Origin of the sequence: Flavobacterium tructae, from assembly GCF_002217475.1 — a bacterium.
Taxonomy (GTDB): Bacteria; Bacteroidota; Bacteroidia; order Flavobacteriales; family Flavobacteriaceae; genus Flavobacterium; species Flavobacterium tructae.
Map to the genome: position 1 here is coordinate 18186 of NZ_MUHH01000038.1, position 25822 is coordinate 44007.

Annotated in this window: 16 protein-coding genes and 1 tRNA gene; 5 read left to right on the plus strand and 12 right to left on the minus strand. The window is 36.7% G+C overall.

Going from position 1 to position 25822, the window contains the following annotated elements; translation table 11 throughout:
* Window positions 1-407: 407 nt before the first annotated feature.
* Window positions 408-1823: a hypothetical protein gene (locus B0A80_RS16805; protein ID WP_124020583.1), complete on the plus strand. Its 1416-nt coding sequence runs from the start codon at window positions 408-410 to the stop codon at window positions 1821-1823.
* Window positions 1824-1942: 119 nt separating this feature from the next.
* Here the strand turns inward: B0A80_RS16805 and purL are convergent, their stop codons facing one another.
* The 3 genes from purL to B0A80_RS16820 form a co-directional block, all read right to left on the minus strand.
* Window positions 1943-5614, minus strand: a complete 3672-nt coding sequence (gene purL, locus B0A80_RS16810; RefSeq protein WP_089078038.1) for a phosphoribosylformylglycinamidine synthase — start codon at window positions 5612-5614, stop codon at window positions 1943-1945.
* Window positions 5615-5836: 222 nt separating this feature from the next.
* A complete protein-coding gene (locus tag B0A80_RS16815) occupies window positions 5837-7690 on the minus strand; it encodes an endonuclease (RefSeq protein WP_089078039.1) in 1854 nt (617 codons plus the stop codon).
* A gap of 343 nt (window positions 7691-8033) precedes the next feature.
* Window positions 8034-9551: a hypothetical protein gene (locus B0A80_RS16820; RefSeq protein ID WP_089078040.1), complete on the minus strand. Its 1518-nt coding sequence runs from the start codon at window positions 9549-9551 to the stop codon at window positions 8034-8036.
* A 246-nt stretch (window positions 9552-9797) separates the two neighbouring features.
* On the opposite strand from B0A80_RS16820, the gene B0A80_RS16825 reads away from it, so the two are divergent.
* The 4 genes from B0A80_RS16825 to B0A80_RS16840 all read left to right on the plus strand — a co-directional run bounded on the left by B0A80_RS16825 (window position 9798) and on the right by B0A80_RS16840 (window position 12337).
* A complete protein-coding gene (locus tag B0A80_RS16825; RefSeq protein ID WP_017496067.1) occupies window positions 9798-10229 on the plus strand; it encodes a PaaI family thioesterase in 432 nt (143 codons plus the stop codon).
* A 5-nt stretch (window positions 10230-10234) separates the two neighbouring features.
* Window positions 10235-11302, plus strand: coding sequence for a chorismate-binding protein (locus B0A80_RS16830; RefSeq protein WP_089078041.1), 1068 nt, complete (start codon window positions 10235-10237; stop codon window positions 11300-11302).
* A gap of 162 nt (window positions 11303-11464) precedes the next feature.
* A complete protein-coding gene (bshB1, locus tag B0A80_RS16835; protein WP_017496065.1) occupies window positions 11465-12181 on the plus strand; it encodes a bacillithiol biosynthesis deacetylase BshB1 in 717 nt (238 codons plus the stop codon).
* An 82-nt stretch (window positions 12182-12263) separates the two neighbouring features.
* A tRNA-His gene (locus B0A80_RS16840) sits at window positions 12264-12337 on the plus strand.
* A gap of 737 nt (window positions 12338-13074) precedes the next feature.
* On the opposite strand, the gene ypfJ is transcribed toward B0A80_RS16840, so the two are convergent.
* The 9 genes from ypfJ to B0A80_RS16885 all read right to left on the minus strand — a co-directional run bounded on the left by ypfJ (window position 13075) and on the right by B0A80_RS16885 (window position 25382).
* Window positions 13075-13923 carry a KPN_02809 family neutral zinc metallopeptidase gene (gene ypfJ / locus B0A80_RS16845; RefSeq protein WP_089078042.1) on the minus strand — a complete coding sequence of 283 codons (849 nt, stop codon included), beginning with the start codon at window positions 13921-13923 and terminating at the stop codon, window positions 13075-13077.
* A gap of 92 nt (window positions 13924-14015) precedes the next feature.
* A complete protein-coding gene (locus B0A80_RS16850) occupies window positions 14016-18068 on the minus strand; it encodes a PAS domain S-box protein (protein WP_070907238.1) in 4053 nt (1350 codons plus the stop codon).
* A 94-nt stretch (window positions 18069-18162) separates the two neighbouring features.
* Window positions 18163-18951: a hypothetical protein gene (locus B0A80_RS16855; protein WP_070907237.1), complete on the minus strand. Its 789-nt coding sequence runs from the start codon at window positions 18949-18951 to the stop codon at window positions 18163-18165.
* Between the two features lie 125 nt (window positions 18952-19076).
* Window positions 19077-20405, minus strand: coding sequence for an aldehyde dehydrogenase (locus B0A80_RS16860; protein ID WP_089078043.1), 1329 nt, complete (start codon window positions 20403-20405; stop codon window positions 19077-19079).
* 77 nt (window positions 20406-20482) lie between these two features.
* Window positions 20483-21172, minus strand: coding sequence for an RluA family pseudouridine synthase (locus tag B0A80_RS16865; protein ID WP_089078044.1), 690 nt, complete (start codon window positions 21170-21172; stop codon window positions 20483-20485).
* A 203-nt stretch (window positions 21173-21375) separates the two neighbouring features.
* The gene (locus B0A80_RS16870; protein WP_089078045.1) at window positions 21376-21726 is read right to left on the minus strand and encodes a four helix bundle protein; all 351 of its coding nucleotides are present in this window, start codon (window positions 21724-21726) and stop codon (window positions 21376-21378) included.
* A 70-nt stretch (window positions 21727-21796) separates the two neighbouring features.
* A complete protein-coding gene (gene panB / locus B0A80_RS16875; RefSeq protein WP_017496058.1) occupies window positions 21797-22615 on the minus strand; it encodes a 3-methyl-2-oxobutanoate hydroxymethyltransferase in 819 nt (272 codons plus the stop codon).
* A gap of 50 nt (window positions 22616-22665) precedes the next feature.
* On the minus strand, window positions 22666-23865 hold the full coding sequence (locus B0A80_RS16880) for an SH3 domain-containing protein (RefSeq protein WP_089078046.1): 1200 nt from the start codon (window positions 23863-23865) through the stop codon (window positions 22666-22668).
* Between the two features lie 89 nt (window positions 23866-23954).
* Window positions 23955-25382 (minus strand): L-serine ammonia-lyase, encoded by a 1428-nt coding sequence (locus B0A80_RS16885; RefSeq protein ID WP_070907233.1) that lies wholly within the window; start codon window positions 25380-25382, stop codon window positions 23955-23957.
* Between the last annotated feature and the right edge of the window lie 440 nt (window positions 25383-25822).

Consider the following 25822-nt stretch of genomic DNA (forward strand, 5'->3'; position numbering starts at 1 on the left):
TCTTTTTAAATGGAAGTTTTTTGAAAAGGTGAGATGTGAGATGTAAAAAGTGAATGGTTAAAAAAAAGCAGCCGATAAATTCGGATGTTCTTAATTGAAATATATTTTTAGCTTTTCTCAATTCTTTTTCCGGCAATTTATAAAAGCGTGAAACGTTGTTGTTCCTGTCTTTTGTATTTCTGATTCTCATCGGAAGGTATTTCCCTGTGAATTTTATTCAGAAGTTTTGTAAATAATACTGTTTGTTACAGGAATAATACCATTTGATACAAGTATAAAATGTACAAAAAACAGGTGTTATAACTTTGGTTTGAATTTAAAGAGGTGGAACACTTCTTAAGGGGTGTTGTAAATCGTCAAATGATGACTAAAAAATGAATTACTATTATAAAACTAAAATAAATTTAATGAAACACATTTCTCAAAGCAAAATTTACGTCTTATTAGTTGTTGCCTTATTGTCGTTAGGAGCATGCAGTAAAAATGTAGAGGATCCGGTGGTTGATACTACAGGAAGTACGGGTGATAAAGAAGACAGTGATGTTAGTACAGGTCTCAATTATTCTTCTTTTGAAGTAAACCTGCCTGAAAATCTTCGACCATTAACAAATAGTGCTTACGAAACTTATGGTATAAAGCCAAGTATTCGCTTTTCTGTTAACGAAGATGGTAATCTGGATACTTATTGGGAAGGAGAATTAGCACCAACTGCTGACGGACACCGCCATTTAAGCAGAATCTCACTCAGTACTAAATCTATTGTTTCCGAAATTTCCTTTCCTAAAGAACTAAATTTGGGTAATACGACTTTCCTGGGTTACGAGTATTTTGGTAATAATCGTTACATGATGGGAGCATCGGAAGTGAACTCAGATGACATTGCAAGAAAGAGACCTGTGTACTATTGTTTTGACAGTTCAGGCAACGTAAAGTATTCAATAGATTTATGGCAGGCTCCTCCTAATCCCTCTGATACTCATGCAGCAGGAAGATCCGGACAGGGTATTATTGTTTACAATAAGAAACTGGATAATTTTGGTATATATTTAGCTCGCAGAGGAATGGGCGAGCATCAGGCAGCCTGGCTTAGCTTTCATGAAGCAGCTACAGGTAAATCAACTTTTATACGTCCCTGGTATATCTCCCATAACTTCGACCAGCGATTATTGCCTTTGAATGATGGACGTTATCTTGCCTCTGCCCACGCAGATGCGTTGCCCTCAAGAGGTCTTTTAATAGAAGCCTGGAAATTTAATGATGATCCGTTTAATCGTACATGGTCAAATGTTTTTCCGCTTCCCAATTCTGCAACTTCAAATGATAATATTACCAATACAGCTACCGGTGATCTATTAGAATTGCCCAATGGAAATATTGCCGTTCTTTATACTACACAACATGAGTTTACTGCTAATGATCTGCGTCGTGATCTTCGCTTGTCTATATTTTCCAGCGTAGGTGCCGGAACGGGAAGTGCAGTCAAAGTTAAGGATGTTTGGTTAACCAGTTATAAGGCTACAGAAACTGCCGGCTGGGGAGCGCAGATGGCTCATTATTCACAGGGTAAAATATTTATAGCCTGGAATGCATTTGATATGTCCAAAAATAATAAAGTTTTAAAATCTTCACTTGCAGTCGTAGATTATGATGGCAATGTGCTTACTACTAAAGATGTTTCTTTGTCTAATGGGAAGGATGATAATTCCCGATTGGTGCAGCCTAGTCAAATTATTAGAAAGACAAATGACGGAAAGTATTTGGTTTTTATGTCTGAAGGCTCTGCCCCAAACAAGCTTCGCGTCAATTTGGTAGCGATTAATTAATACAGATAAAAATTGTTTTAAGAGTTTTGAAAAGCTTGATGATCAGTTAATTTGAGTTGTACTCTTTAAAAAAAAAAAAACGCCCGAATTTATCGGGCGTTTTTTATAGAAATATATTTTTAGTTTTTCTCAATCCATTTTCTGGCATTAACAAAAGCTTCGTGCCAAGGCGAAACCTCGTCGTTTCTGTCTTTTGGATAATGTGCCCAGTTCCATTGAAAAGTTGAACGTTCGATGTGAGGCATCATTACCAAATGTCTTCCGGTTTTGTCACATAACATTGCTGTGTTGTAATCAGATCCGTTAGGGTTGGCAGGATAACCTTCGTAAGCATATTTAGAAACAATGTTGTAATTTTCTTCGGCTAAAGGCAATTTGAATTTACCTTCTCCGTGAGAAACCCATACTCCTAAAGTGCTTCCGGCCAACGTCGATAGCATTACCGAGTTGTTTTCCTGTACTTTTACAGAAGTAAAGATACTTTCGTGTTTCTGACTTTCGTTGTGAAGCATTTTTCCGTGAACTTCATGCTCCGGATTGATCACTTCTAATTCCATGAACAATTGACATCCATTACAAATCCCGACAGATAGAGTATCTTCTCTTTTAAAGAAATTATCGAGAGCTGTTTTTGCTTTTTCGTTGTATAAGAAAGCTCCGGCCCATCCTTTGGCAGAACCTAAAACATCTGAATTAGAGAAACCTCCAACAGCTCCAATAAACTGAATGTCTTCCAGTGTTTCACGACCTGAAATCAAATCGGTCATGTGAACGTCTTTTACATCAAAACCGGCTAAGTACATCGCATTTGCCATTTCACGCTCAGAATTACTTCCTTTCTCACGAATAATAGCCGCTTTTGGTCTCTCGACTCCGCTCGAGATGACTGGCGCTTTTCCTGTGAAGTGCGCAGGGAAGGTATAGTTTAAAGCCTGATTTTTATAGTTCTCAAAACGCGCCTGAGCTCTTCCGTTTTTAGATTGTTTTTGATCTAATAAATAAGAAGTCTCGAACCAGATGTCTCTGTACTTTGCAATATCCAAATTATAAATTCCAAATTCCAAACTAGCAGTTTCTTGAACCGAACCAATTTTGAAGAATTCGATATTGTTTGATTTTAATTTAGCTTCAACAGCAGCATCAGATTTTGCCTGGAAAACGATTCCGATGTTTTCTGCGAAAAGGATTTTTAACAGATCTTTTTCTGCGAAAGCACTGAAGTCAATTTTTGCCCCAAGGTTTACATCCGCAAAACACAATTCTAATAAAGTAGTGATCAAACCGCCGCTTCCGATATCGTGTCCGGCTAAAATTTGGTTGTCACCAATTAATTCCTGGATGGTATTGAAGGCATTTTTGAAGAAAGAAGCGTCTTTAATAGTAGAAGTCTCTTTTCCGATTGTATTTCTGATTTGTGCAAAAGAAGAACCTCCTAATTTGAAATCATCCTGAGACAAATTGATATAATAGATTGAATCTCCGTTTCTTTGTAAAACAGGTTCTACTACTTTTCTGATATCGGTACAGTTTCCTGCTGCCGAAATAATAACCGTTCCCGGTGCAATTACTTCGTCGTTTGGATATTTTTGTTTCATCGAAAGGGAATCTTTTCCGGTTGGAATATTGATTCCTAATTCGATTGCAAATTCAGAACAACCTTCTACAGCAGCGTACAAACGAGCGTCTTCACCTTCGTTTTTACAAGCCCACATCCAGTTGGCAGATAATGAAATACCTTTTAACTGATCTTTAATTGGTGCCCAGATAATATTTGATAACGACTCGGCAATAGCATTTCTGGATCCTGCAACCGGGTCAATCAAAGCAGCGATAGGAGCATGCCCGATAGAAGTAGCGATTCCTTCTTTACCTAAATAATCCAGAGCCATAACTCCAACATTATTCAAAGGCAATTGTAATGGTCCTGCATTTTGCTGTTTGGCTACTTTTCCACCTACACAACGGTCTACTTTATTGGTCAACCAGTCTTTTGAAGCTACAGCCTCTAAACGTAATACGTCTTGTAAATAACTTTCGAAATCTGCCGTGTTGTAAGCAACATCAGCATATTTTCTGTCAATCGTTTTATCGGTCATAACCGTTTTTGGAGAACTTCCGAAGAAATCTTCTAAAGCATAATCCATCGGTTTTGAACCGTTTGTTTTAGATTCGAAAGTAAAACGGTGATCGCCCGTTACGTCTCCAACCTGATACATTGGCGAACGCTCTCTGTCGGCAATTCTTTGTAAAGTATCGATATCTTTTTGACCAATAACCAATCCCATTCTTTCCTGAGATTCGTTACCGATAATTTCTTTTGCAGAAAGAGTAGGGTCACCAACAGGTAATTTGTCTAAGTCGATTAATCCTCCGGTTTCTTCCACCAATTCAGAAAGACAGTTTAAGTGTCCTCCAGCTCCGTGATCGTGAATCGAAACAATAGGGTTATTATCGCTTTCGACTAAACCACGAATCGCATTGGCAGCACGTTTTTGCATTTCAGGATTCGAACGCTGAATCGCGTTTAACTCAATTCCTGAGCCAAAAGCTCCGGTATCTGCAGATGAAACTGCAGCACCACCCATTCCGATTCTATAATTTTCTCCTCCAAGAATTACGATTTTATCGCCTTCTTGTGGTTTCTTTTTGATGGATTGATCCAGTTTTCCGTAACCGATTCCACCAGCCTGCATGATTACTTTGTCGTAACCAATTTTACGGTCGTTTTCTGAATGTTCGAATGTTAAAACAGAACCTGTAATTAACGGCTGACCAAATTTATTTCCAAAATCAGAAGCTCCGTTTGAAGCTTTAATCAAGATATCCATTGGAGTTTGGTACAGCCATTTTCTTTCTTCAACAGCATTTTCCCATTTTCGGTCACCCTGAGCGGAGTCGAAGGACTTTAAACGTGAATAGGATGTCATGTAAACCGCAGTTCCTGCTAATGGCAATGAACCTTGTCCTCCGGCTAAACGGTCACGAATTTCTCCTCCTGATCCTGTTGCTGCTCCGTTGAAAGGTTCTACAGTGGTTGGGAAATTGTGTGTTTCGGCTTTTAGCGAAATAACAGAATCGAATTCTTTAATTTCGTAAAAATCTGGTTTGTCAGCTGTTTTTGGTGCAAATTGCTGCACTTTTGGTCCTTTTACAAAAGCAACGTTGTCTTTGTAAGCAGAAACAATATCGTTAGGATTTTCCTGTGATGTTTTTTTAATTAATTTGAATAAAGAAGTTTCTTTTTCTTCTCCGTCAATCACAAATGTTCCATTGAAGATTTTGTGACGGCAGTGCTCTGAGTTTGCTTGTGAGAAAGCAAAAATCTCTGAGTCAGTAAGTTTTCTTCCTAATTTAGTAGAAAGATTGTTTAAGTAATCAACTTCTTCTTCGCTTAAAGCTAATCCTTCTGTTGTATTGTAAGTGGCAATATCATCGATTTCCAGAATAGGTTCCGGCTGCACATTGATCGTGAAAATTTCCTGATCTAATTGGCTGAATTTCTGTAATAACATTGGGTCAAAATCTGAAAAATCAGCTGTTGCCGGATGAAATTCTTCAATTCTGATAATGCCCGTAATACCCATGTTTTGAGTAATTTCTACAGCATTTGTACTCCATGGAGTGATCATAGTGGCACGAGGACCAACAAAAAAATCCGTCAGTGCGGATTTTTCGATCTTATTGGAGTCGGCAAAAAGCCAGTTTAGTTTTGAAATGTCTTGAGCCGAAATTTCGTTTTGCGTCTGTACTGCAAAAACAGTTTTGCTTTGGTTTTCAAAGAAATGGATCATTGTGATGTGTAGTTTGTTGTATTGAAGTGCAAATTTAGTTTAAATATCTAGCAAGCGCAAATTTGAAAACAAACTCTTTTAAAAAATATGATACCGTTCTGAAATTGGGATATTGTCGTGCAAAGTTTTTATTTTCACGCAGATTCAGCAGATTCTAGAATGCTGGAACTATTTTATAAGTAGTTCCAAAAAAAATCTGCTAAATCTGCGTGAAAAGTATTTTTAGTTAATGATTATTTTCCTGATGCTAGTTTTCGAATCTTTAACAATTTTTAAAATATAAATACCACTTGGTAAATGACTTACTGAAATGGTGCTTTCTGTCGCGTTCTGTTTTTCAAAAACTTTCTGTCCTGAGAAGGAAACGATTTCTACAGCATAAGAAGAGCCAGATTCGTTTAAATTTATATTGAAATTCCCGTTAGAAGGATTTGGATAAACAATAATTCCGCTATAATCTGCAATGTTTTCTTCTCCTCCAGCTACAGTAGACTGTACTTTTTTGCTGCCTAAATTAGTACAGGTATCTTGTGAAAATGAATCCCATTGTGCACTCAGATTAAAAGTAGTACTTGGTGAAGTTACGGTTGATTTTCTTCTTAAAGTAACGTCAGCTCCAAAATTAGCAGTTCCGCCATTGAAAGTTCCGATGATGTCGATTAAAACGCCATTTTTGAATAAACCAATTGGGTCATTTCCGTTAAAGGCCATTTCAGTTGCTGTTGTCGAAATATTAGCCGCACTGGTTGAATAGCAGCTTGAAGATATGGAGCTGTTTACAATGACAAATTTACTTCCCGAGGCTAAGGTTCCGCTCAAAGCCAAACCGGTACTCCAGGAACCGGAACCGTTTGTTTGTTTTTTTATCGTATACGAAGCTAAACTCACAGAACTTCCTGTGTTATTGGCAATTTCAATTGCTTTATTGTTTCCGGAACCTTCGACGTATTCAGAGAAAAGAAGATCCGTTGTAGTTCCTGTTCCGCCGCTGTCGGTTGTAACTGAAATGGTATTGCTTGAAGCGGAAACATTTCCTGCGGCATCTTTTGCTTTTACATAAATAGAATAAGCTGTTGCCGCGGTTAAACCTGTTATTGTTGCAGTTACACCGGAAACAGTGGTTTTTAAAGCGCTGTTTGCATAAATATCATAAGCTGTAACGGCTACATTATCGGTAGAAGCAGTCCAGGATAGTGTAATAGAAGTTGCTGTTTTTGAAGTCGAAGCTAAGCTTGTCGGTGCAGTTGGAGCCTGAGTGTCTGAAGAAGGTGCTCCTCCCCAAATTTGATTGACATATTCCGGATGATCGATATAAGGGTTTCTATTGTTCTGACGGGCATAAATGGCATTGTTTCGGGCAATTTCCCTTGAGCTTACAGGATCTTGTGTGTGCCAGGTTATTAGAAGATTTAAGAATGCTGTAGTGAAAACTTTATTGCCGGAACCGTCAAACATAGGGAAAGAGTAACCCGCAACGGTATTTTCATAACGAGTGGCAAAGTAAAAATACATTCTGGCAATATCACCTTTGAATTCGTTTATAGGTTCGAAAACGGTTCCCGAGTATCCGGATACCGAACTGGAACCTAATTTACCTCCGTTTTGAGAAGTATAAGTAGCAGAACTAACATTCCCGTGAGGATAGTTGGATCGGATTCCGTTTACTTTTCCATCTGTCGGAGTGATAAAATGTGCATCGGATACCATTGGAGATTGTTCGTTAAAAACCGATTGCGGAATGATATGCTCTCTGTTGTAGCAGTCACCTTCTGCAACGTAGTTCCCACAACGCTGTGTTGATCCTGTGGTATAATTGTATGGGTCAGTTCCGGATGGGTTTTCGGAATACATGTCTAAAACAGTTCCGTCATTTTCGAAAAAATTATCGACATCGGAGGTTTGATAAGTGGTGTACAATCCCCCATATCCGTTATCGGTATGACCTTTAATAATGTTGTACAATTGTGTTTTCAACGTATAACCTGTTCCTGTTGCGGTGTTGTAATAGCCGGTGGGAATTTGCGCAAATGCCGTTGCGGCAAACATCAATAACAGTAAAAAGTAGTTTTTTTTCATAGTTAATAGTCTTTAAGATTTGGTTGTTTTTCTGTTTTTAAAATACTGAATTTTAGAATGTTGAAAATCAGTTTTAGCAAATCTACTATTTTTATGAATTATATAAGTTAAGTGATGTTTAATTTTGGATATATTTTCTTACGAGTGTTTTTTGGGGAAAGAAAAGATTTAACGTGCGGAGTTTTTTACAGTGAATTGAACGCAGTTTGTCATTTCGATCGAAGGGAGAAATCGCACGCGAAACTCCGTCCCAATTGTCGCCAATCTTTGTCGAATCCTACGTGTGATTTGCTTCGCCTGTTCACTGTCGCTCGAGTCTCCCTTCGGTCGAAATGACATGAAACTACTTAGGAAAAGCGGCGTTTTGATAAGCTCCTAAATCCGGAGGAGAAGTTCTTGTTTTTCCAATAATATCTAAAGGAATGTTATAGGCCTGGTTTCCTTTCGCGAAAGCGGAAGAAGTATTGTCAATGTTGAATAGGTTTTTAGCAACATTAAAGAACTTGGGATTTTCGTTCAGAATGATTTGGTTGTAGTGTGCCGGGTCCGTTTTGAACTGGTAATCCGGATTGCTGGAAGAACTGCTGAATTTTAGCAAACAATTATTGAGTTGATACACAAAGGCGGCAGTGGTTTTTTTGTTTAAATTGAACTCGTTGGTTCCCGATCCGTAAATGATACAGTTGTTAAAAGTTGCCTGTGTCAGCGGATTTGTTTCCGGAACAGCATTGGCCAGACTGTTGCTGAGGCTAACTGCAAATTGAGAATTATTTGACCAGCTGTTGTTGAAGGTGCAATGGGTGAATTTATAATCTCCACCGTATACACAAGACAAACTGGCGAGACCGGCATAATTGATAACAATGTTTTCTCCATTTATACGGGCATTTTGTGCCAGTATTCCATATTCGACACTGTTGTAAATCTGAGTGTTTTTGATTTCAATAATCGAAGCAGGATTCGGATTCTTGAAATTTAAACCAATGACCGCGTTTTTCAGGGTAAGATGATTGATGGAGTGATTGGTACTTCCGTTAGCAAAAATAACAGAATTCCATTGTCCGGGAATATTATCGTAAAGTGATTCTAGTCGATCCCCTTCAAAAACAACTTCATTTTCTAATTTTGGAGTTGAAGAAGTGGTTCCTTTAATTTGTAAAGAAGCTTTATCGTCGACAAAAAGACCTGAATTGGCATGGAAGTATACGCGTGCACCCGCTTCAAAAGTCACCGTTTTGTTTTTAGGAACACCGGCAAATCCGTAAATTACATAAGGTTTTTGTTTGGTGAAAAGCAATTCGTTTCCGTTGACAGGATCGTTATCATTCAGGTAAAAACCATCTACATCTTTGCCTTCAATTTTAATTTTCTCTTTGGTTCCATCAGGATTTTGTTGTGGATAAAGAAAAACAGCATCCTGAATCAGTGTGACCAAAGCGACTTGTTGTAGATTAGCGCCGCTGTCAAACTGAATCTGATCGGTATATAAAAAATCGGTTGGATTTGCATCTGTAATATCTGCGGTGGTTTCTACAAAAATGTACAAACTGTCTTTAGCTAAAAGTGTGACGTCTTTGAAAATTTTACCATTGTTTCCGCTCATACCGTCGACTGTCATTCTGTATTTTGAATTTAAGCCATTTTTGAGCTGAATAATAGGAATGGAGATGTCGTTTTTACTTCGGTTGTATACTTTAAGCTGATAGGTAGCAGAGCCAATATTCTTGAAAACAGTGTCCAGATAAACGGTGTCTTTAGAAAACTTTAAATCTCCGGAACTGGCAATGGTATCAAAATCAGTTCGGCAAGAACTAAAAGCTAGAATTATTCCGAAAATGAAAAGTACAAAGTATTGACGCATTTGAATGAGTTTTTTTGCCACGGATTAAAAGGATTAGAATGATTTTGCACGCAGCAAAAATATAATCTGTAATAATCTGTGCAATCTGTGGCATAAAAAAAAGTCTCAGCAACAGATTAACAATTAATGTTTTTGTAAAAATAACAAAAAACTTACACGTTTGAAGTGGATTTTTAATTTTAGAATGGGATTTTCAAATTTGTATCTCATCTTTTCTTTAATTTTACGTTTTTAAAGACTATTTTAATGAATTATACAAAAGAGCAGATTTTAGCGCGCTGTAATGAGTTCTCAAAAAACACATTGATGGAAACGCTAAAAATAGAATATATCGATGCAGGGCCTGATTTTTTAACTGCAAAAATGCCTGTAAATCCTTCTGTTCATCAGCCAATGGGCTTGTTACACGGTGGAGCTTCAGTAGCTCTGGCAGAAAGTGTTGGTAGTGCAGCATCCTTCTTTTTTATCGATATGAAAGAACAGGAAGTACGTGGCATAGAAATTTCGGCAAATCACTTGAAAAGTATTCGGGAAGGCTGGGTTTTCGGAACCGCAAGAATCATTCACAAAGGAAGAAGTATTCACTTGTGGGAAATCAAGATTACTGATGAAGAAGGAAATCTGATTTCGCTTTGCAAACTGACCAATATGGTTTTGGAAAAAAAGAAAACAGTATAGGAAGTATGAATGATTTTTTTTCTAAAATTAAAGTACAGTACGAAAAGTGTTTGCCTTTTGTAATGTACTCTAAACCGAATTCTACTACCATTTTTGCGCTTTTGCAGCAAAATGACACGTTACATAAAATCTCCGATTACAAGGAAAAAGGTTTTGTTTTTGCTTCTTTTGATGAAAAACAACTGATATTGATTCCGGAGAATGAATCCGAAATTTTAACAGCAGAACAGCTGGAAATTGCTTTTGAGGCTGCTGAAATTGAAGAATCAGGTATTGATAACGAGGCCAGGTTACACTATGAAGCATTGGTTTCAAAAGGAATTCAGGCGATTCAAAACGATGAGTTTAAAAAAGTAGTATTGTCCAGAAGCGAAAAAGTAACTTTAAGCGAGTTCGATTTTGTGTCTACTTTTCAGCACCTGATTCAATTGTATCCCACGACTTTTTCATATGTTTTTTTTCATCCAAAAATTGGTTTGTGGATGGGAGCCACACCGGAACGATTGCTGAAAGCCAATGGAAATGTTTTTGAAACAGTGGCTTTGGCCGGAACACAAAAAGCAACGCTGGAAGCGGATATTTTATGGCAGCAAAAGGAGAAAGACGAGCAGCAATATGTTACGGATTTTATTGTAAAAAGATTGCGTGAAGTAGCTTCTTCTGTAGATGTGTCTGAACCTTACAGTGTAAAAGCGGGATCGATCTGGCATATCAAAACAGATATCTCGGGAGTATTGAATGAGAATTCGACGCTTGAGGAAGTAATTGATACATTACATCCAACGCCCGCAGTTTGCGGTCTGCCAAAGAAAAAGGCAAAGGCATTTATTATTGAAAATGAAAATTACGACAGGACTTTTTACACGGGATTTCTAGGGGAGTTGAACAGCAGTTTTGCTCATGATGAGATCAGTTCTGATTTCTACGTAAATTTACGCAGCATGCAAATTCAGGAGAATAAGGCGATTCTTTACATGGGTTGCGGTATTACAAAAGAAAGCGTTCCGGAAAAGGAATGGGAGGAAAGCGTGAACAAGTCGATGACAATGAAAAGAGTTTTGAAGATAAAATAAGTTGGAAAAAAGTTTCAGGTTTCAGGTTTCAAGTTTTGTTGTTAACCTGAAACCTGAAACCTGAAACAAAGAAAACTTGAAACCTGAAACAAAAAAAAGAAAAAAGAGTAAAGAAAATAGATAAAACATCAATTTTGATTTTTGACATTGATATTAAAAATTATGAAACTAGACATATTAGCATTTGGTGCACATCCTGATGATGTAGAATTGGGTTGCGCAGGAACAATTTTAAAAGAAGTATCACTGGGTAAAAAAGTGGGTATTGTCGATTTGACACGTGGAGAGTTAGGAACGCGTGGTACGGCGGAAATTAGAGATGAAGAAGCAAAAGAGGCAGCAAAGATATTAGGAGTTTTGGTTCGTGAAAATCTGGGTATGCGTGATGGTTTTTTTACGAATGATGAAAAACACCAGCTGGAGGTCATTAAAATGATTCGAAAGTACAAGCCCGAGATTGTATTGTGTAATGCAATTGACGACCGCCATATCGATCACGGGAAAGGGAGTAAATTAGTTTCGGATGCCTGCTTCTTGTCCGGATTGGCAAAAATCGAAACCTCGATCGATGGAGAGCGTCAGGAAGCTTGGCGACCAAAGGTGGTGTATCATTACATACAGTGGAAAAACATCGTGCCTGACTTTGTAGTGGACATCACAGGTTTTGAAAAGAAAAAGGTTGAAGCAGTTTCGGCATATAAAACTCAGTTTTATGACCCAAATTCAAAAGAACCTGCTACTCCAATTACGAGTAAAAACTTCTTTGAGAGTTTAGATTATCGTGCGAAGGATCTAGGAAGGCTTGTTGGTAAAGATTTTGCTGAAGGTTTTACTGTTGAAAGGTGTTTGGCTGTCAATAGTTTAGAAAATTTACTGTAAATTTTTGATTTTTTTCTTTGTAGAACTCAACATTAGTTATATATTTGCACTCGCTAAGCAGAAATGCACAAGCAGAAAAATGGTGGTTGTAGCTCAGTTGGTTAGAGTAGCGGTTTGTGGTGCCGCGGGTCGCCGGTTCGAACCCGGTCAGCCACCCAGAAATTTAAAGCCTTGAAGAAATTCAAGGCTTTTTTTGTTTTTATACAAAAACGAATCTTGAGAGTTTTAAAATTTCAGGTTTCAAGTTTCAGGTTTCAGGTTTCAAGTTTCAAGTTTCAGGTTTCAAGTTTCAGGTTTCAAGTTTCAGGTTTCAAGTTTCAGGTTCCAAGTTTCAGGCTTCCGTTTCGAGCTTTGTGGGTAATATAGTAAGCTGTTGCTCTGAATGAGCCTTAGCGACAGCATAGTGCAAAGCACTATGATCTAGGTTAGGTAGTATCGTCCAGAAGAGCAGAGAGCAGATCAGCTACAGAATTTCATTATCAAATAAAAAAAATAATTTTCTATGATTTTAATCATGTAATGGGTTGAAGTTCAGTACTACCTTTACAATGTAAAAGATAAGTACTTAACCTATAAGAGTATGGTTTTATAAAGTAAAAATGGTAGCACTGTAAGGAAGATCCTAGCATTTCTCCTGAATCGAATTTAAAATTTAGAATCTGAATAATTTGTAATAAACCCCAATAATTACAAAAAAATCTAAAGGGCAATTTCGATTCAGGAGTTTTTAATTTAAAAGGGGTGGTTGTGAAATAATAAGAAATGAAACTTACAGCGTTTATGAAGATTCTTAAAACTTTTTTTAGTGGATTTGGTGAACTGGTGAGAGAAATAAACAAAAAAGCATGATTAAAAAATCATGCTTTTTTGTTTATTATAATTTAGTTTGTGAACTATCTTATTTCATCAAAGGTATTCCCTTGTTTAATGTCTCCGGTTTGGAAACCTTTTTTGAACCAGAACACTCTCTGTGCGGATGTACCATGAGTAAAGGAATCCGGAACCACTTGTCCCTGCATTTTGCTCTGAATGGCATCATCACCAACAGCGTTGGCTGCACTTAAGGCTTCTTCAATATCACCAGCTTCTATATATTGCTGATTGTCATGAGCCCATACTCCGGCATAAAAGTCGGCTTGTAATTCCAGCGCTACAGACAGTTTATTGGCTTCGGCTTCACTTTTTCCTTCCTGTGCTTCTCGCATTTTTGCCGAGGTCCCCAGTAGTGTTTGTATGTGGTGGCCAATTTCGTGCGCTATAACGTACGCAATAGCAAAATCCCCACCTTGGGCACCAAATTTAGTTTTTAGTTCTTCAAAGAAGCCTAAATCCATATATACCTTTTGGTCTCCCGGGCAATAAAATGGTCCTGACGCTGATGATGCGCCCCCACAGGCTGTGTTTACGGATCCTCTGAAAAGTACTAATTTTGGTTTTTTATAAGTAAGTCCTTCTGCTGCGAATTTTTTCTCCCAGGTGTCTTCGGTTTTAGCTAAAACAGATCTTACGAAATGTCCCATTTCTTCATCTTCTTTACTCAATGGGGCAGCAGTCTCAGTGGCTTGTTGTCCGCCTTGCATTTGCTCCAATACATTACCTACAGTTTGGCCGGTTTCACCACCAAAAACATTTAATAATAGAATAATAATACCGATAACGCCACCGCCAATGGCAACTTTTCCACCAGAAATTGATCTTCGGTCTTCAACATTATCGCTTTCTCGCGTTCCTTTCCATTTCATAGTAATTTGGATTTTAGTTCGTAAAGGTTTGTGTTGTACGAATTTATATTTTTTTTAGGAATAATGACGTAATAGCCGAATTTAGTTTTGCATTATTTTAGCCATTTTACTAAAGCTTCTTCGACACTGCCTTTCATTATGGGCTTAGAGATGTAGTCATTCATTCCGGCAGAAAGACATTTGTTGCGTTCCTCTTTTTCAGCACCAGCTGTTACGGCAATGATTGGAATGTCTTTTCCTATAATGGTATTTCTGATGGCTCTTGTGGTTTCATAACCGTTCATAATAGGCATCTGAATGTCCATAAAAACCAAATCAGGATTGATGTTTTCAAATTGACTTACGGCCTCGTAGCCATTTTCGCATTCGTGTATGTAGGCACCGCTATATAAATTTTTGATGATGGTTTTTAAAAGCAGCATGTTGACCTTATTGTCTTCAACAATCAAAAAGGTAATGCTTTTTTGATTTGAAACCGGGTCGTCGGAATTTAGTTCGAGACTGGTATTTTGAAGTTCGGTATTGTATTTCTCACTAATGCTTTGATTGCTTGTTTTTAAGTTCAGGTCAAAATAAAAATTACTTCCTTTGTCGATTTTGCTTTCCAGCTGTAAGCGGCTTTCCATTAAAGCAAGCAATTGATTTGAAATTGTCAGTCCTAATCCTGTACCTCCAAATTTTCTCGTCGTAGAGCTATCCTCCTGAGAAAAGGCTTTGAAGATTTTCTTCTGATTTTTTTCGAGAATTCCAATTCCGGTATCCACCACCGAAAATCGGATAGTGCAATCGTTGTTGCTGCTTTTTTCTAAAACGGAAACATTAAGCTTGATAGAGCCTTTGTTGGTAAACTTAACAGCATTTGAAAGCAGATTGATTAAGATTTGTTTGATACGCACAATATCTGTCCAGATGTATTTGGGAACATCGGGTGCGACATTTAATTCTAACTGCAGATTTTTTTGATTGGATTCGTATACAATTAAATCAAAAACTTGTCCGAGTACTTTTTTGATGTCGTATAAATCGATAAAAAGTTCCAGTTTGCCCGCTTCGATTTTAGAAAAGTCAAGAATGTCATTGATGATATCCAGTAGCGAATGCGCTGATTGGTTAATTGTGGTCATGTATTTTTCCTGAATTTCTTCAAGGCCGGTATTCATCAGTAAATGCGTGAAACCAATAATACCATTCAAAGGAGTTCTGATTTCATGCGACATATTGGCCAGAAAATCAGATTTAGATTTATTGGCTGCCTCGGCAAGCTGCTTGGCTTTTATGGCATCTTCACTTTCTTTTTTGTTGGTGATGTCGAAATAAATTCCACCCACAAATTCAATTTCATCGCCTTTTTTTATCACGTCTCCAAATTCTTCTACCCAGATAAACTCGCCGGTTTTCCGCCGGATGCGATAGATATTGTGCAACGGCATTCCACTTTGTAGATTATCGATTTGGTTGTTGATCACTTCATCTTTGTCATCAGGATGAATAAGAGATAAAAATGATAAATTATTCTCAATAAACTCTGATTTGGAATAACCGGTAAGATTTAAAATTTCATCGTTGAGAAATATCTTAGTAGAGAAAGCATCAAATTTTGACAAGTATACCGTACCGGGAATGTTGTTGGCGATTAATTTGAATTTTTCCTCACTTTCGAGAATTTTGGTTTCGTTTCGGTTTCTTTCCAGTGCCGATGAGATGTTATTTGCCAGAACCTGAAAAATATAGATTTCTTCTTCAGACCATTTTCGCTCTTTGGTGCAATCGTCGAAGCCTATGAATCCGGTAAAGATATCGTTGATGTACAGCGGTAATATCAGAATCGATTTGATTTCATTGGCAATCAATAGTTGTTTGAAAAAAGTATTGTCGAGTTTGCGGGTAAGTGTATTGACGATTTTTTTGTTCTGAGCAGCGTCGTAAATTTCTTGTAATTGATCTTTTGTTAATCGCTGTAATTTTGTGATCTGATGCTCAATACCCTGTCTGGACCATTTGTATTTCTGACTTACGGTATTTGTTGTAAAATCTTTTTCGTAGTAGTACATATGGTCTACTTTAGCTGCTTTTCCAATTAAATTGTAGGTCTCCTGAAACATTTCCTGAGTAGATTTACTCATTAGAAATTTTTCGGTACACAGCGAAAGTGCAGACAATAGCTGACTTTTGAATTCTAATTTTTTTTCGGCCTCCAAACGCATTTGTGAGGAGATTGCCAATGAGATTACATCCGAAATGGTGCGGGCGTAATTGATATCCTCGTTGTCCCAGTTTCTTTTTTCTTCGGTACTTTCAAAGCAAACAACTCCAACAAGCTGTCCGTTTAAAAATATAGGGACATCCAGCATCGATTTGATGTGGTTTTTAGTAAAGTATAATTTTTGAAATTCGGATGTTTCGAGCTTATTGAAAACGTCCGGAGCATTTATGATTGCTTTGCTTTTAAGCGTTTCAAAGTAAATTGGATAGGATTGTTTGTCCAGTATGTTTTTGTCATTAAGATGCTGTTTGTCAATACTGAAAAGATTCTTGCAGCTGATTAAGTCTTTATGACATTTCCAAAAGCTCACCCGATTGGTTTTGGTTACTATTGCGGCTTCTTTTATGATAAAATCAATAACCGTATTTAAATTGTCGTATTGGCTAAAATCTGTAGTCGAGAGTTTATTAATCGAATTGTTATACGATTCGATTTTCTTCAGACGTTTTCTTTTGTCGTTCTCAATATTTCTAATTTCAGTAATGTCGCGGGCTATTCCGGCAAAGCCAATTGTTTGTCCGAGGTCATTTTTTCGAACAATAATCTTTTGCGAAATCCAAAGCTTTTTCCCGTTTTTCTTCAGAATAGGAATCTCAATGGTGGGAAAATTATTTTCATTCATTTCCAGGTTTTCATAGAAATCTACGGCATTACGCTGGTAGTTTTCATGGATGAAATTAGAATAATGCTGAGAGATAATTTCGTTCTCAGAATACCCCAATATCGAAAATCCAAAGTCATTGATAAAGGTAAAATAACCATCAGAATCAATTTCAAAAATGATATCCGTAGCGGTTTGGATCAGGTTTTTGTATTGATCGCGAACGGTAATTTGTTCTGTAACATCCTGACCGATACTAATAATTAAGCCCTGAGAAAATCTTTTATCTTTCCACTGTATGTATTTGTATTCCCCGTTTTTGCTTCTTAATTTCCGGATATAAAGTTTGTCTTCTTCATGATTTATATTGCTGAGGTTTTCAGGATAGTCTGTTTCATTCGTTAATTTCCAAAATTTAGCTCCCATAACTTCATCCGGTAAATATCCCAGAATAGAAGTGATAGTTTCACTGCAAAATAAGATTTCGTTTTTTTCGTTTGTGGCAATAGTCAGGGAATTCCCTTTGTGTACAATTTCATTGGTGAATCTGAAATTATCACTGTTGTTTAGTAAAACGGCATATTTAACCTGATTAAGAATGAAAATCAGAACACAGTAGTTGATTAAGATAATGGATGATTTTACGGGAATTAATTGGTAAACAACCGTTGTAATCAGAAAGGTAAAAACTAATCCAACAAAGAACCAGTATAGTTTTATGGGTTTTAAGATGCTGTAGGAGAAGTAGAAGAAAATTAAAAAAGCAATTATAGGAATAATATCGTTGGTGCGATAGATGATGTTGTATCCGATATAAAAGAGATAAACAAAGAAGGACAGAATAAATATCGACTGAACCCGCTCTTTTAAAAATTTAATTTTACCAATGATGAAATAAAATAAAAGCATCGAGAAGCCTATGCTTACATTTACTAAAAGTAAACTCTTTGGCCTGATTTTAAAAATTTCGTTGATGATTTCGATTACAATCAATGCAATACCAAAGAACAAAATATAGAGATGATACTCTCTGTTTACTGTTTCTGTTTCCGGTTTTCTTTCGATGAAGTAGCCAATTCTGGTCTTGATCCGGAAGAATTGGTATACGAGAAGGGTCAGAAAGGCAATCATCGACAATCCTAACATAATCAATTTAGGATTGTTGTAAAATATGATATCTGAATTGATAACATACCACTTCGTAATAATTGATTTCAGGGCATTACCAAGTATGGCAACTCCTGGGATCAACGAATTGAAAAGACTATAGTTTGCTACCATAGAATTCGGGGGTATGTTTGGTTTAGTAAATCTTTTATTTTGAAAATTTCAACAGAGCAGGTTAGACTCTTTTTTAGCTGAAATTTTATATTTTTTAAAAATCAGACTGACCGATAGAGTCAATAGGATCTTCTTTATCCGTTTTTATAATAGCACAATATATGGCATAAGTCATGGAATAGCTAAAAGGGATCGTAAAAAGTACTCCAATACAAAATGCACAAAGACCAACTAGTATAGCGCCAACTATAGTAATTATAAGTCCTAATAATATTAAAGGCTGTTTGCTTATCAAGATGAGACTTGATTTAATGGCATCAATGGCTTTTAAGTTTCCAAATACGATTAGTGGAATGGTTAAGAAGGTAAAAAAAGATAATGTCAGTGAGAAAACTAATCCTACGGCATTTAATTTTAGAACTTCTAAAAAGGTCGTAACGATAACGCTAAACAATGAAATCAAAAATGTTGCTGCAAAAATTTGTGCGAAATGGCGGCTTTTGTAATAGGAAAATATTGTAGAGACATTAAATTCCTGATCTTTTTCTGCACAATCAGCCATTTTTAAAAACCCTGCCGTAAAAGGACTCATAATTGCCGATACGAAGGCTGTTCCAATAATATAAAGGACTAGATAAATTTGAGACAGATTTTGAGGCTGTATGTTCAGGAAGTTTGCATTCGTTAATTTGTCGATGCCAAAAAATGCAACTAGTATGAGATAAACAATAGCACCAAAGAATACTGAAAAAACCAATAGCATTAATCCGGCATAGACGGCTATTTTCTTGTAATTTTCAAAAGCATGATTGAAAACAGTTGAAAAATCTAAGGTATAACCATGATTTTTAATGTCTTTGATCTGATCGAATGTAGATTTCATTTTTATTGGAGTAGAATTATTTTATATCGACGAAATTTTAAATAATTAATGCGCCGTAAATATAATATTTTTAATCAATTTGATATGAAAATCTGGAAAACATTGCGAAATTGTTTTTTTACAGATTACAACCAGTTCAGTAAACGTTTCAGGGATATCAGTTTGTCTTTGTAAGGAGCATAACGCATAGGTAAATCAAGCCAGTTTCCTTTTTTTACGACAGCTTTGTGATGCGAAAAAATATCAAAGCTCAATTGACCGTGATATGCACCAATACCGCTATGACCAACTCCTCCGAATGGTAATCTTTTGTTTGAGAAATGAACCACGGTATCATTAATACAGCCTCCTCCAAAAGAATGGGAAGTAATTAGTTTTTTAGCAAAATTTTTATTTTCACTGAAAACATAAAAGGCAAGAGGTTTTTCATAACGACTGATCACGTTGTGTATGTCAGCCTCTGTTTCGTAAGTCAGAATAGGAAGGATAGGACCAAATATTTCTTCCTTCATGACCGGACTGTCCAAAGCGGGTTCTTCAATTAAAGTAGGAGAGATATAGTTTTTTTCAGCATCCGTTTCTCCTCCAAAAATAACCTTTTCGCGTTCGATCATACTGTCTAGTCGGACCCAGTTTTTGGTGTTGATGATACGGGCAAAATCAGGAGATTTGTCTATTTTTTTGCCGTAAGCTTTTAGAATTTCTTCTATCAGAAAAGAAATAAAATTGACTTTCATGTTTTTCTGAACCAGAATATAGTCCGGTGCAATGCAGGTTTGTCCGGCATTGATGAATTTTCCCCATACGATTCGTTTTGCCGCCAGCTTTAAATTCGCGGTTTCGTCTATAATACAAGGATTTTTCCCGCCTAGTTCTAAAGTTACGGGAGTTAAATTTTCGGCAGCAGCTTTGGCTACAATTTTTCCGACAGTAACACTTCCGGTAAAGAAAATATAATCCCAGCGCTGTGCCAGTAATTGGTTCGAAACTTCAACACCTCCTTCAATAACTTCAACATGTTTGACGTGAAAGGTCTTCTCAATTATTTTAGCAATCACTGCTGAGGTGTGAGGCGTCAGTTCTGAAGGTTTTAAAACCACTCTGTTTCCGGCGGCTACAGCTGAAATTAAAGGACATAAAGCCAATTGAAACGGATAATTCCAGGGAGCAATTACCAAAACATTTCCGTAAGGTTCTTTAAAAATGTAATCGGTAGAAGGGAAATTGAGCAGAGATGGCAAAACGCGTTTTGGTTTCGCCCATTTATTAATGTTTCGAATAGTATCCTTCAGATCCGAAATTACATAATTGGTTTCGGTTAAAACAGCTTCAAATTCAGGCTTTTTAAAATCATCGTACAAAGCTTTTACAATCAAATCCTCGCTTTTCTGAATGTTGTACAACAATTTCTTTAACGTTTCTTTCCTGTAGGCAATGTTGTTTTTATAGTCCATAGTGTATAATCCGATTGATTTTTTGCTTCTGCAAGTTAATTGATAAAACTTGAAATTGTAACAATTAAATCATAAAATCATAGTGCATTCCAAATGGTCTCGTCGGGAGTAGGAGCGATTATCGTGAGGTTTTCTTTAGAAACCGGATGTACAAAAACTAATTTTCGGGCATGAAGATGTATTCCGCCGTCAGGATTACTTCGGTCAAAACCATATTTTAAATCCCCTTTTATAGGAGAGCCAATCGCTGCCAGCTGAGCACGAATCTGATGATGACGACCGGTATGCAAATTGATTTCGAGTGCCACATAATTTTGAAGCTCTTTGAAAACAGTATAATCCAGACTGGCCAGTTTACTGTCCGGAACTTCCTTTAAATGTGCTTTTGAAGTATTGTTTTTCTCATTTCTTTTAAGGTAATGAACGAGCTTCGCAGTGTTTTGTTGCGGTTTATTTTTAACAACAGCCCAATACGTCTTTTGAGTTTCACGATTACTGAACATTTCGTTCATGCGTGACAATGCTTTACTGGTTCTGGCAAAAACAACAATTCCCGTCGTAGGCCTGTCCAGACGATGAATAACGCCCAGAAAAACATCTCCGGGTTTATTGTATTTGTCTTTGATATATTCTTTTACAATATCAGATAAAGGTTTATCACCGGTTTTATCTCCTTGTACAATATCACCCACACGTTTGTTGACCACAATGATGTGATTGTCTTCGTGAAGAATTTGGAGGTTGTTTTTGTTGGAAAGTACTTTCAAAATCGATTTTTAGATTTTTAGATTGTTTGATTGTTCGAATTTTTTAGATTGAGATTGTCTAAATTAAAAGAGATCAATTGTTGTGTTTTAATAGTTTTAAATCTTGTAATCTGTTTGTTACCAGCGTTACTTAATTTAATTTCAGTTGAACAATTCAATAATCTTAAGATCGAAAGATCCAAGTTAGTGTCGTTCAACTGAAATTATATTAGAGTAGATTTAAACTTTGAGGTCATTTTTACAATTCTATCGAGATTAAAGCACAACTCATCCAGTTTTTCCTGATTGAGATAGCCTAAATCAAAAGAGATTAATAATTGAGTTTCAATTTCGAAAATAGAACCGATTGCAATTTCGAGAAATCTTGAAAAATCTTTGCTGCTGCTTCGTGAGCATCCTTCAGCAATATTTGAAGGCACAGACACAGAGGCACGACGAAGTTGATTTGTTAAACCAAATTTTTCTGATTCAGGGAAATTAGATGTAATGGCGTAAATTTCGGAGCAGAATTTTCTGCTTGATTTCCAAATTTCTAAATCTTTAAATCTATGCATTACAGGTTTTTCTTAAATTAAGTTAATTGCGATCTAACAATCCAATAATCGAACTATCGAAAAATCTAAATTAATACTGTTCCCCTGAATTCGGGAAATCTGCAGATTTAACGTCGGCAGCATATTGGCTGATAGCCTGAGTCATTTCTTCGTATAAATTTAAGTAACGGCGTAAGAAACGAGGACTGAATTCGTTGTTCATTCCCAACATATCATGAATTACAAGAACCTGTCCGTCTACACCGCCGCCGGCTCCGATTCCGATTACCGGAATTGAAATGCTTTTAGCAACCTGCTCGGCTAAATGAGCCGGGATTTTTTCTAAAACAATACCAAAACAGCCAATTTTTTCGAGAAGTTTAGCATCTTCAATTAATTTTTCGGCTTCTTCATCTTCTTTTGCACGAACGCTGTAGGTTCCGAATTTATAGATGGATTGAGGTGTTAAGCCCAAATGTCCCATAACCGGAATTCCTGCGTTTAATATTTTTTTGATAGATTCTTTAATTTCTTTTCCTCCTTCAAGTTTTACAGCATGTCCGCCGCTTTCTTTCATGATTCTGATCGCAGAGCGCAAAGCTTCTTTTGGATCTGACTGGTAACTTCCGAAAGGTAAATCTACCACTACTAAAGCTCTGTCTACAGCGCGAACTACAGACGAGGCATGGTAAATCATTTGATCTAAAGTAATAGGCAATGTCGTTTCATGACCTGCCATAACGTTTGATGCAGAGTCGCCTACCAGAATAACATCGATTCCTGCGGTATCAACAATTTTTGCCATTGTAAAATCGTAAGCGGTAAGCATTGAGATTTTTTCTCCATTGCTTTTCATTTCGATTAATGACTTTGTGGTGATCTTTTTATAATCTTTTTTTGCTACTGACATTTTTGAGTTTTTTTGAATGTGTAAAAGTATTGAATAATTATAGATTGAAATCAGCAATAGAAGATTATTTCAATCGTAAATAATTTTCCGTCTCTGAATTCTATTCTAAATTCGCTGTCTTCCAGTTGAATAGCGTACAGGTGTGGGTTTTTCATGGAAGCGCCGATATAAGTCCCGTATTTTTCAATAAATGCCTTTTCGGTCAGAGTGTGATCGAGAGAAGCCGTTGGACTGAAAACAAGTTTGTTGCTTTCGTTGATGAAAACCTTTGTTATTTCAGCCTGATTTTGTTTTTCATCTACTGAAACTTCAAAATCCGGATAGTAGTAAAAAAGTTCGCTGAGGTAAATACCGCATTCGTCGCTTACGGTTCCTTTTTTAGTAGGTTTTCCAAAGTTTTTGACTAAATCTTTTTGCGAAAAAAAGAGTGATTTTGTTTTTACACCTTTTAAAAGAAATTCGGCTTTTTTACTGAAAGCGGTAATTTCTTCCGGTTTTTTGGTTTTAGCTAATCCTTTGGCAATAGCGATATTCAGTTCAGTATCGGCCAGAAGTTTTGGATCGTTTAATTGTTTTACAACTTCATAATATCTTTGATAAGCGGGTGCCAGTTTTGCATTTTCACTGTTCCAGGCCAATTCTACAATTCTTTCGCCAATCGTTTTGCGTTCTGCGATGGCATTGACATTCAGCTTATCAAAGTCTTTGAGTAAAGAATTAAAATCGGGTCTTTTTCCAAGGAATTTTCCAAGTGTAAATTGTGCGTATTCAGGATCACTATGACCTTGTATGTTTACCCATTCGTCCGGGTTTTTTGGAAGATAATTAACCGCTACAGGATCACCGGTGAACAGAATGGCTCTGATTTTTGAGTTTTTATCCGGTAGTGCTCTTGCTTTTAAACCGGCGACTAAAACAAAAAGATGGCTGCTGCCATAGTAATTGTCGTTATCTTCAATGATTGGATTTTCGGGGTCTTTTGTTTGAACATCTTTTGCGTTTAACCTTTTTGCAATAAATTGCTCAGGCACATAACCTTCAGAAAAATTATCAGATCTTACTTTATACCAGCCATTTTTATTTTCCGAAAGAAGCTGAACTTCTGCTCCATATTTAAAATAACCCAGAAAATCGCCTGCAGTAGTAGTTGAAGTATAGAGACGAGTATCGGAATTAAGAAAGTAACGTTCTTGCGAATGAATCAGAGCAGAGCAAAACAGTATTGCTATAAGTAAGAGGTGCTTTTTCATGAAGTAGTTTTTTCGCCACAGATTAAAAGGATTGAAAAAGAGTTACAATAAGCTTAATTCAAACGCATTTAATCTGTGGCAAATGTTCTTTAGCAATCCGCCATGTTTACGGCAATGGCCAATCCGCCTTCAGAGGTTTCTTTGTATTTGGAATTCATGTCTTTGGCAGTTTGCCACATGGTATTGATCACTTTGTCTAAAGGCACTTTTGCATTTTTAGAATCGGTTTCAAGCGCCAGTTCGGCCGCATTGATAGCTTTTATGGCTCCCATTGTATTTCTTTCGATACACGGAATCTGAACCAAACCGCCAATTGGGTCACAGGTAAGACCTAAGTGATGTTCCATGGCAATTTCGGCAGCCATTAAAACCTGAGCAGGAGATCCGCCCATTAATTCGCAAAGTGCTGCTGCAGCCATTGATGAGGATACACCAATTTCGGCCTGACAACCTCCCATTGCGGCAGAAATGGTTGATCCTTTTTTGAAGATACTACCAATCTCTCCGGCAACCATTAGGAATTGTTTGATTTCTTTTTCGCCTGCATTATGGTTTTCAATTACCAGATAATACATCAAAACAGCCGGGATTACACCTGCACTTCCATTTGTAGGAGCAGTAACTACGCGACCTAATGAAGCATTTACCTCATTCACGGCAAGTGCAAAACAGCTTACCCATTTCAGGATTTGACGAAATTTAACCTCTGTTTTTCTGATTTCTTCCAGCCAGCTTTGCGGATCTGAATAGTTAGATAAACCGATTAAATTCTGATGCATGTCAAAAGCACGTCTGCGAACATTCAGACCGCCCGGCAGAATTCCTTCTGAATGGCAACCAATGTACATGCATTCTAACATGGTATGCCAAACGCGCATTAATTCGGAGTGAATTTCAGCTTCCGGACGCATCGATTTTTCGTTTTCATAAACAATTTCAGAAATCGATTTGTTTTCGGTCACTGTATAATTTAAAAGCTCAACAGCATTTTGAATCGGGAAAGGGAAGGCACATTTGATCTCTTCTTTGATTTTAGCATTTGTACGTTCTTCTTTAACGACAAATCCTCCTCCAATCGAATAAAAAGTAGATTCATATTCAGAATCGTCAGCTTTATAGGCTGTAAATTTTAATCCATTAGCATGAAAAGGAAGGAAATCTTTATTGAAAACAATGTCCTGAAGAAAGTAAAACGGAATTTTATATTCATTAGCCAGAATAATTTCGTGCTGTTCTTCAATGTTTTTAATAATTCCGGCAATATTTTCAACCGGAATATACTCGGGATCTTGCCCGCTTAAACCCAGCATCACCGACAAATCGGTAGCATGACCTTTTCCGGTTAAGGAAAGAGATCCGTATAAATCGACTTTTACACGTTTAGTCTGGTCTAAAATTGATTCGTTTTTCAGCTCTTCCAAAAAACGTTCAGCGGCTCTCCATGGCCCTAAAGTATGTGAACTTGAGGGACCAACGCCAATTTTAAGCATATCAAAAACAGAGATACATTCTTCCATTGTGCAATTTTTATTAAGACAAAGATAATTGAATAATGCAATCCCGCTCAATTTTCTATTGTTAATGTTGCAGTTTTGTTAAAATAAATATTAAATATTAATAATTTGGCAACGAAACAAAATTAATTGCTTAATATGCCATTTTCGTAGAAAGTTCGCAATTTTTTTAGGTATTTTTGTAATGAAACAATCACTAAAGAAGCCGTTTTTTCTGCTTTTCGAAGAAACGACAAATAATAACTTCTGAGATTTTATTTTGCTTTTGGCGCTTTTTTCTGCGGAAAACTAAAATATTGTTAAGAAGATAAAATTACATTATGATAGAATTTTTCAGGCATTTTTTACAAGAATTCGAATTACCTCTCAGTAATCCGGTATTGATTTTTTCTTTGATCCTTTTCATCATCCTCTTGTCACCGATTTTACTAAAAAAAATTAAT

What these genes read in the sequence shown, in the direction of transcription:
- B0A80_RS16805 (WP_124020583.1), top strand. Translation starts at nt 408, where the DNA reads ATGAAACACATTTCTCAAAGCAAAATTTACGTCTTATTAGTTGTTGCC.
- purL (WP_089078038.1), bottom strand. Translation starts at nt 5,614, where the DNA reads ATGATCCATTTCTTTGAAAACCAAAGCAAAACTGTTTTTGCAGTACAG.
- B0A80_RS16815 (WP_089078039.1), bottom strand. Translation starts at nt 7,690, where the DNA reads ATGAAAAAAAACTACTTTTTACTGTTATTGATGTTTGCCGCAACGGCA.
- B0A80_RS16820 (WP_089078040.1), bottom strand. Translation starts at nt 9,551, where the DNA reads ATGCGTCAATACTTTGTACTTTTCATTTTCGGAATAATTCTAGCTTTT.
- B0A80_RS16825 (WP_017496067.1), top strand. Translation starts at nt 9,798, where the DNA reads ATGAATTATACAAAAGAGCAGATTTTAGCGCGCTGTAATGAGTTCTCA.
- B0A80_RS16830 (WP_089078041.1), top strand. Translation starts at nt 10,235, where the DNA reads ATGAATGATTTTTTTTCTAAAATTAAAGTACAGTACGAAAAGTGTTTG.
- bshB1 (WP_017496065.1), top strand. Translation starts at nt 11,465, where the DNA reads ATGAAACTAGACATATTAGCATTTGGTGCACATCCTGATGATGTAGAA.
- ypfJ (WP_089078042.1), bottom strand. Translation starts at nt 13,923, where the DNA reads ATGAAATGGAAAGGAACGCGAGAAAGCGATAATGTTGAAGACCGAAGA.
- B0A80_RS16850 (WP_070907238.1), bottom strand. Translation starts at nt 18,068, where the DNA reads ATGGTAGCAAACTATAGTCTTTTCAATTCGTTGATCCCAGGAGTTGCC.
- B0A80_RS16855 (WP_070907237.1), bottom strand. Translation starts at nt 18,951, where the DNA reads ATGAAATCTACATTCGATCAGATCAAAGACATTAAAAATCATGGTTAT.
- B0A80_RS16860 (WP_089078043.1), bottom strand. Translation starts at nt 20,405, where the DNA reads ATGGACTATAAAAACAACATTGCCTACAGGAAAGAAACGTTAAAGAAA.
- B0A80_RS16870 (WP_089078045.1), bottom strand. Translation starts at nt 21,726, where the DNA reads ATGCATAGATTTAAAGATTTAGAAATTTGGAAATCAAGCAGAAAATTC.
- panB (WP_017496058.1), bottom strand. Translation starts at nt 22,615, where the DNA reads ATGTCAGTAGCAAAAAAAGATTATAAAAAGATCACCACAAAGTCATTA.
- B0A80_RS16880 (WP_089078046.1), bottom strand. Translation starts at nt 23,865, where the DNA reads ATGAAAAAGCACCTCTTACTTATAGCAATACTGTTTTGCTCTGCTCTG.
- B0A80_RS16885 (WP_070907233.1), bottom strand. Translation starts at nt 25,382, where the DNA reads ATGGAAGAATGTATCTCTGTTTTTGATATGCTTAAAATTGGCGTTGGT.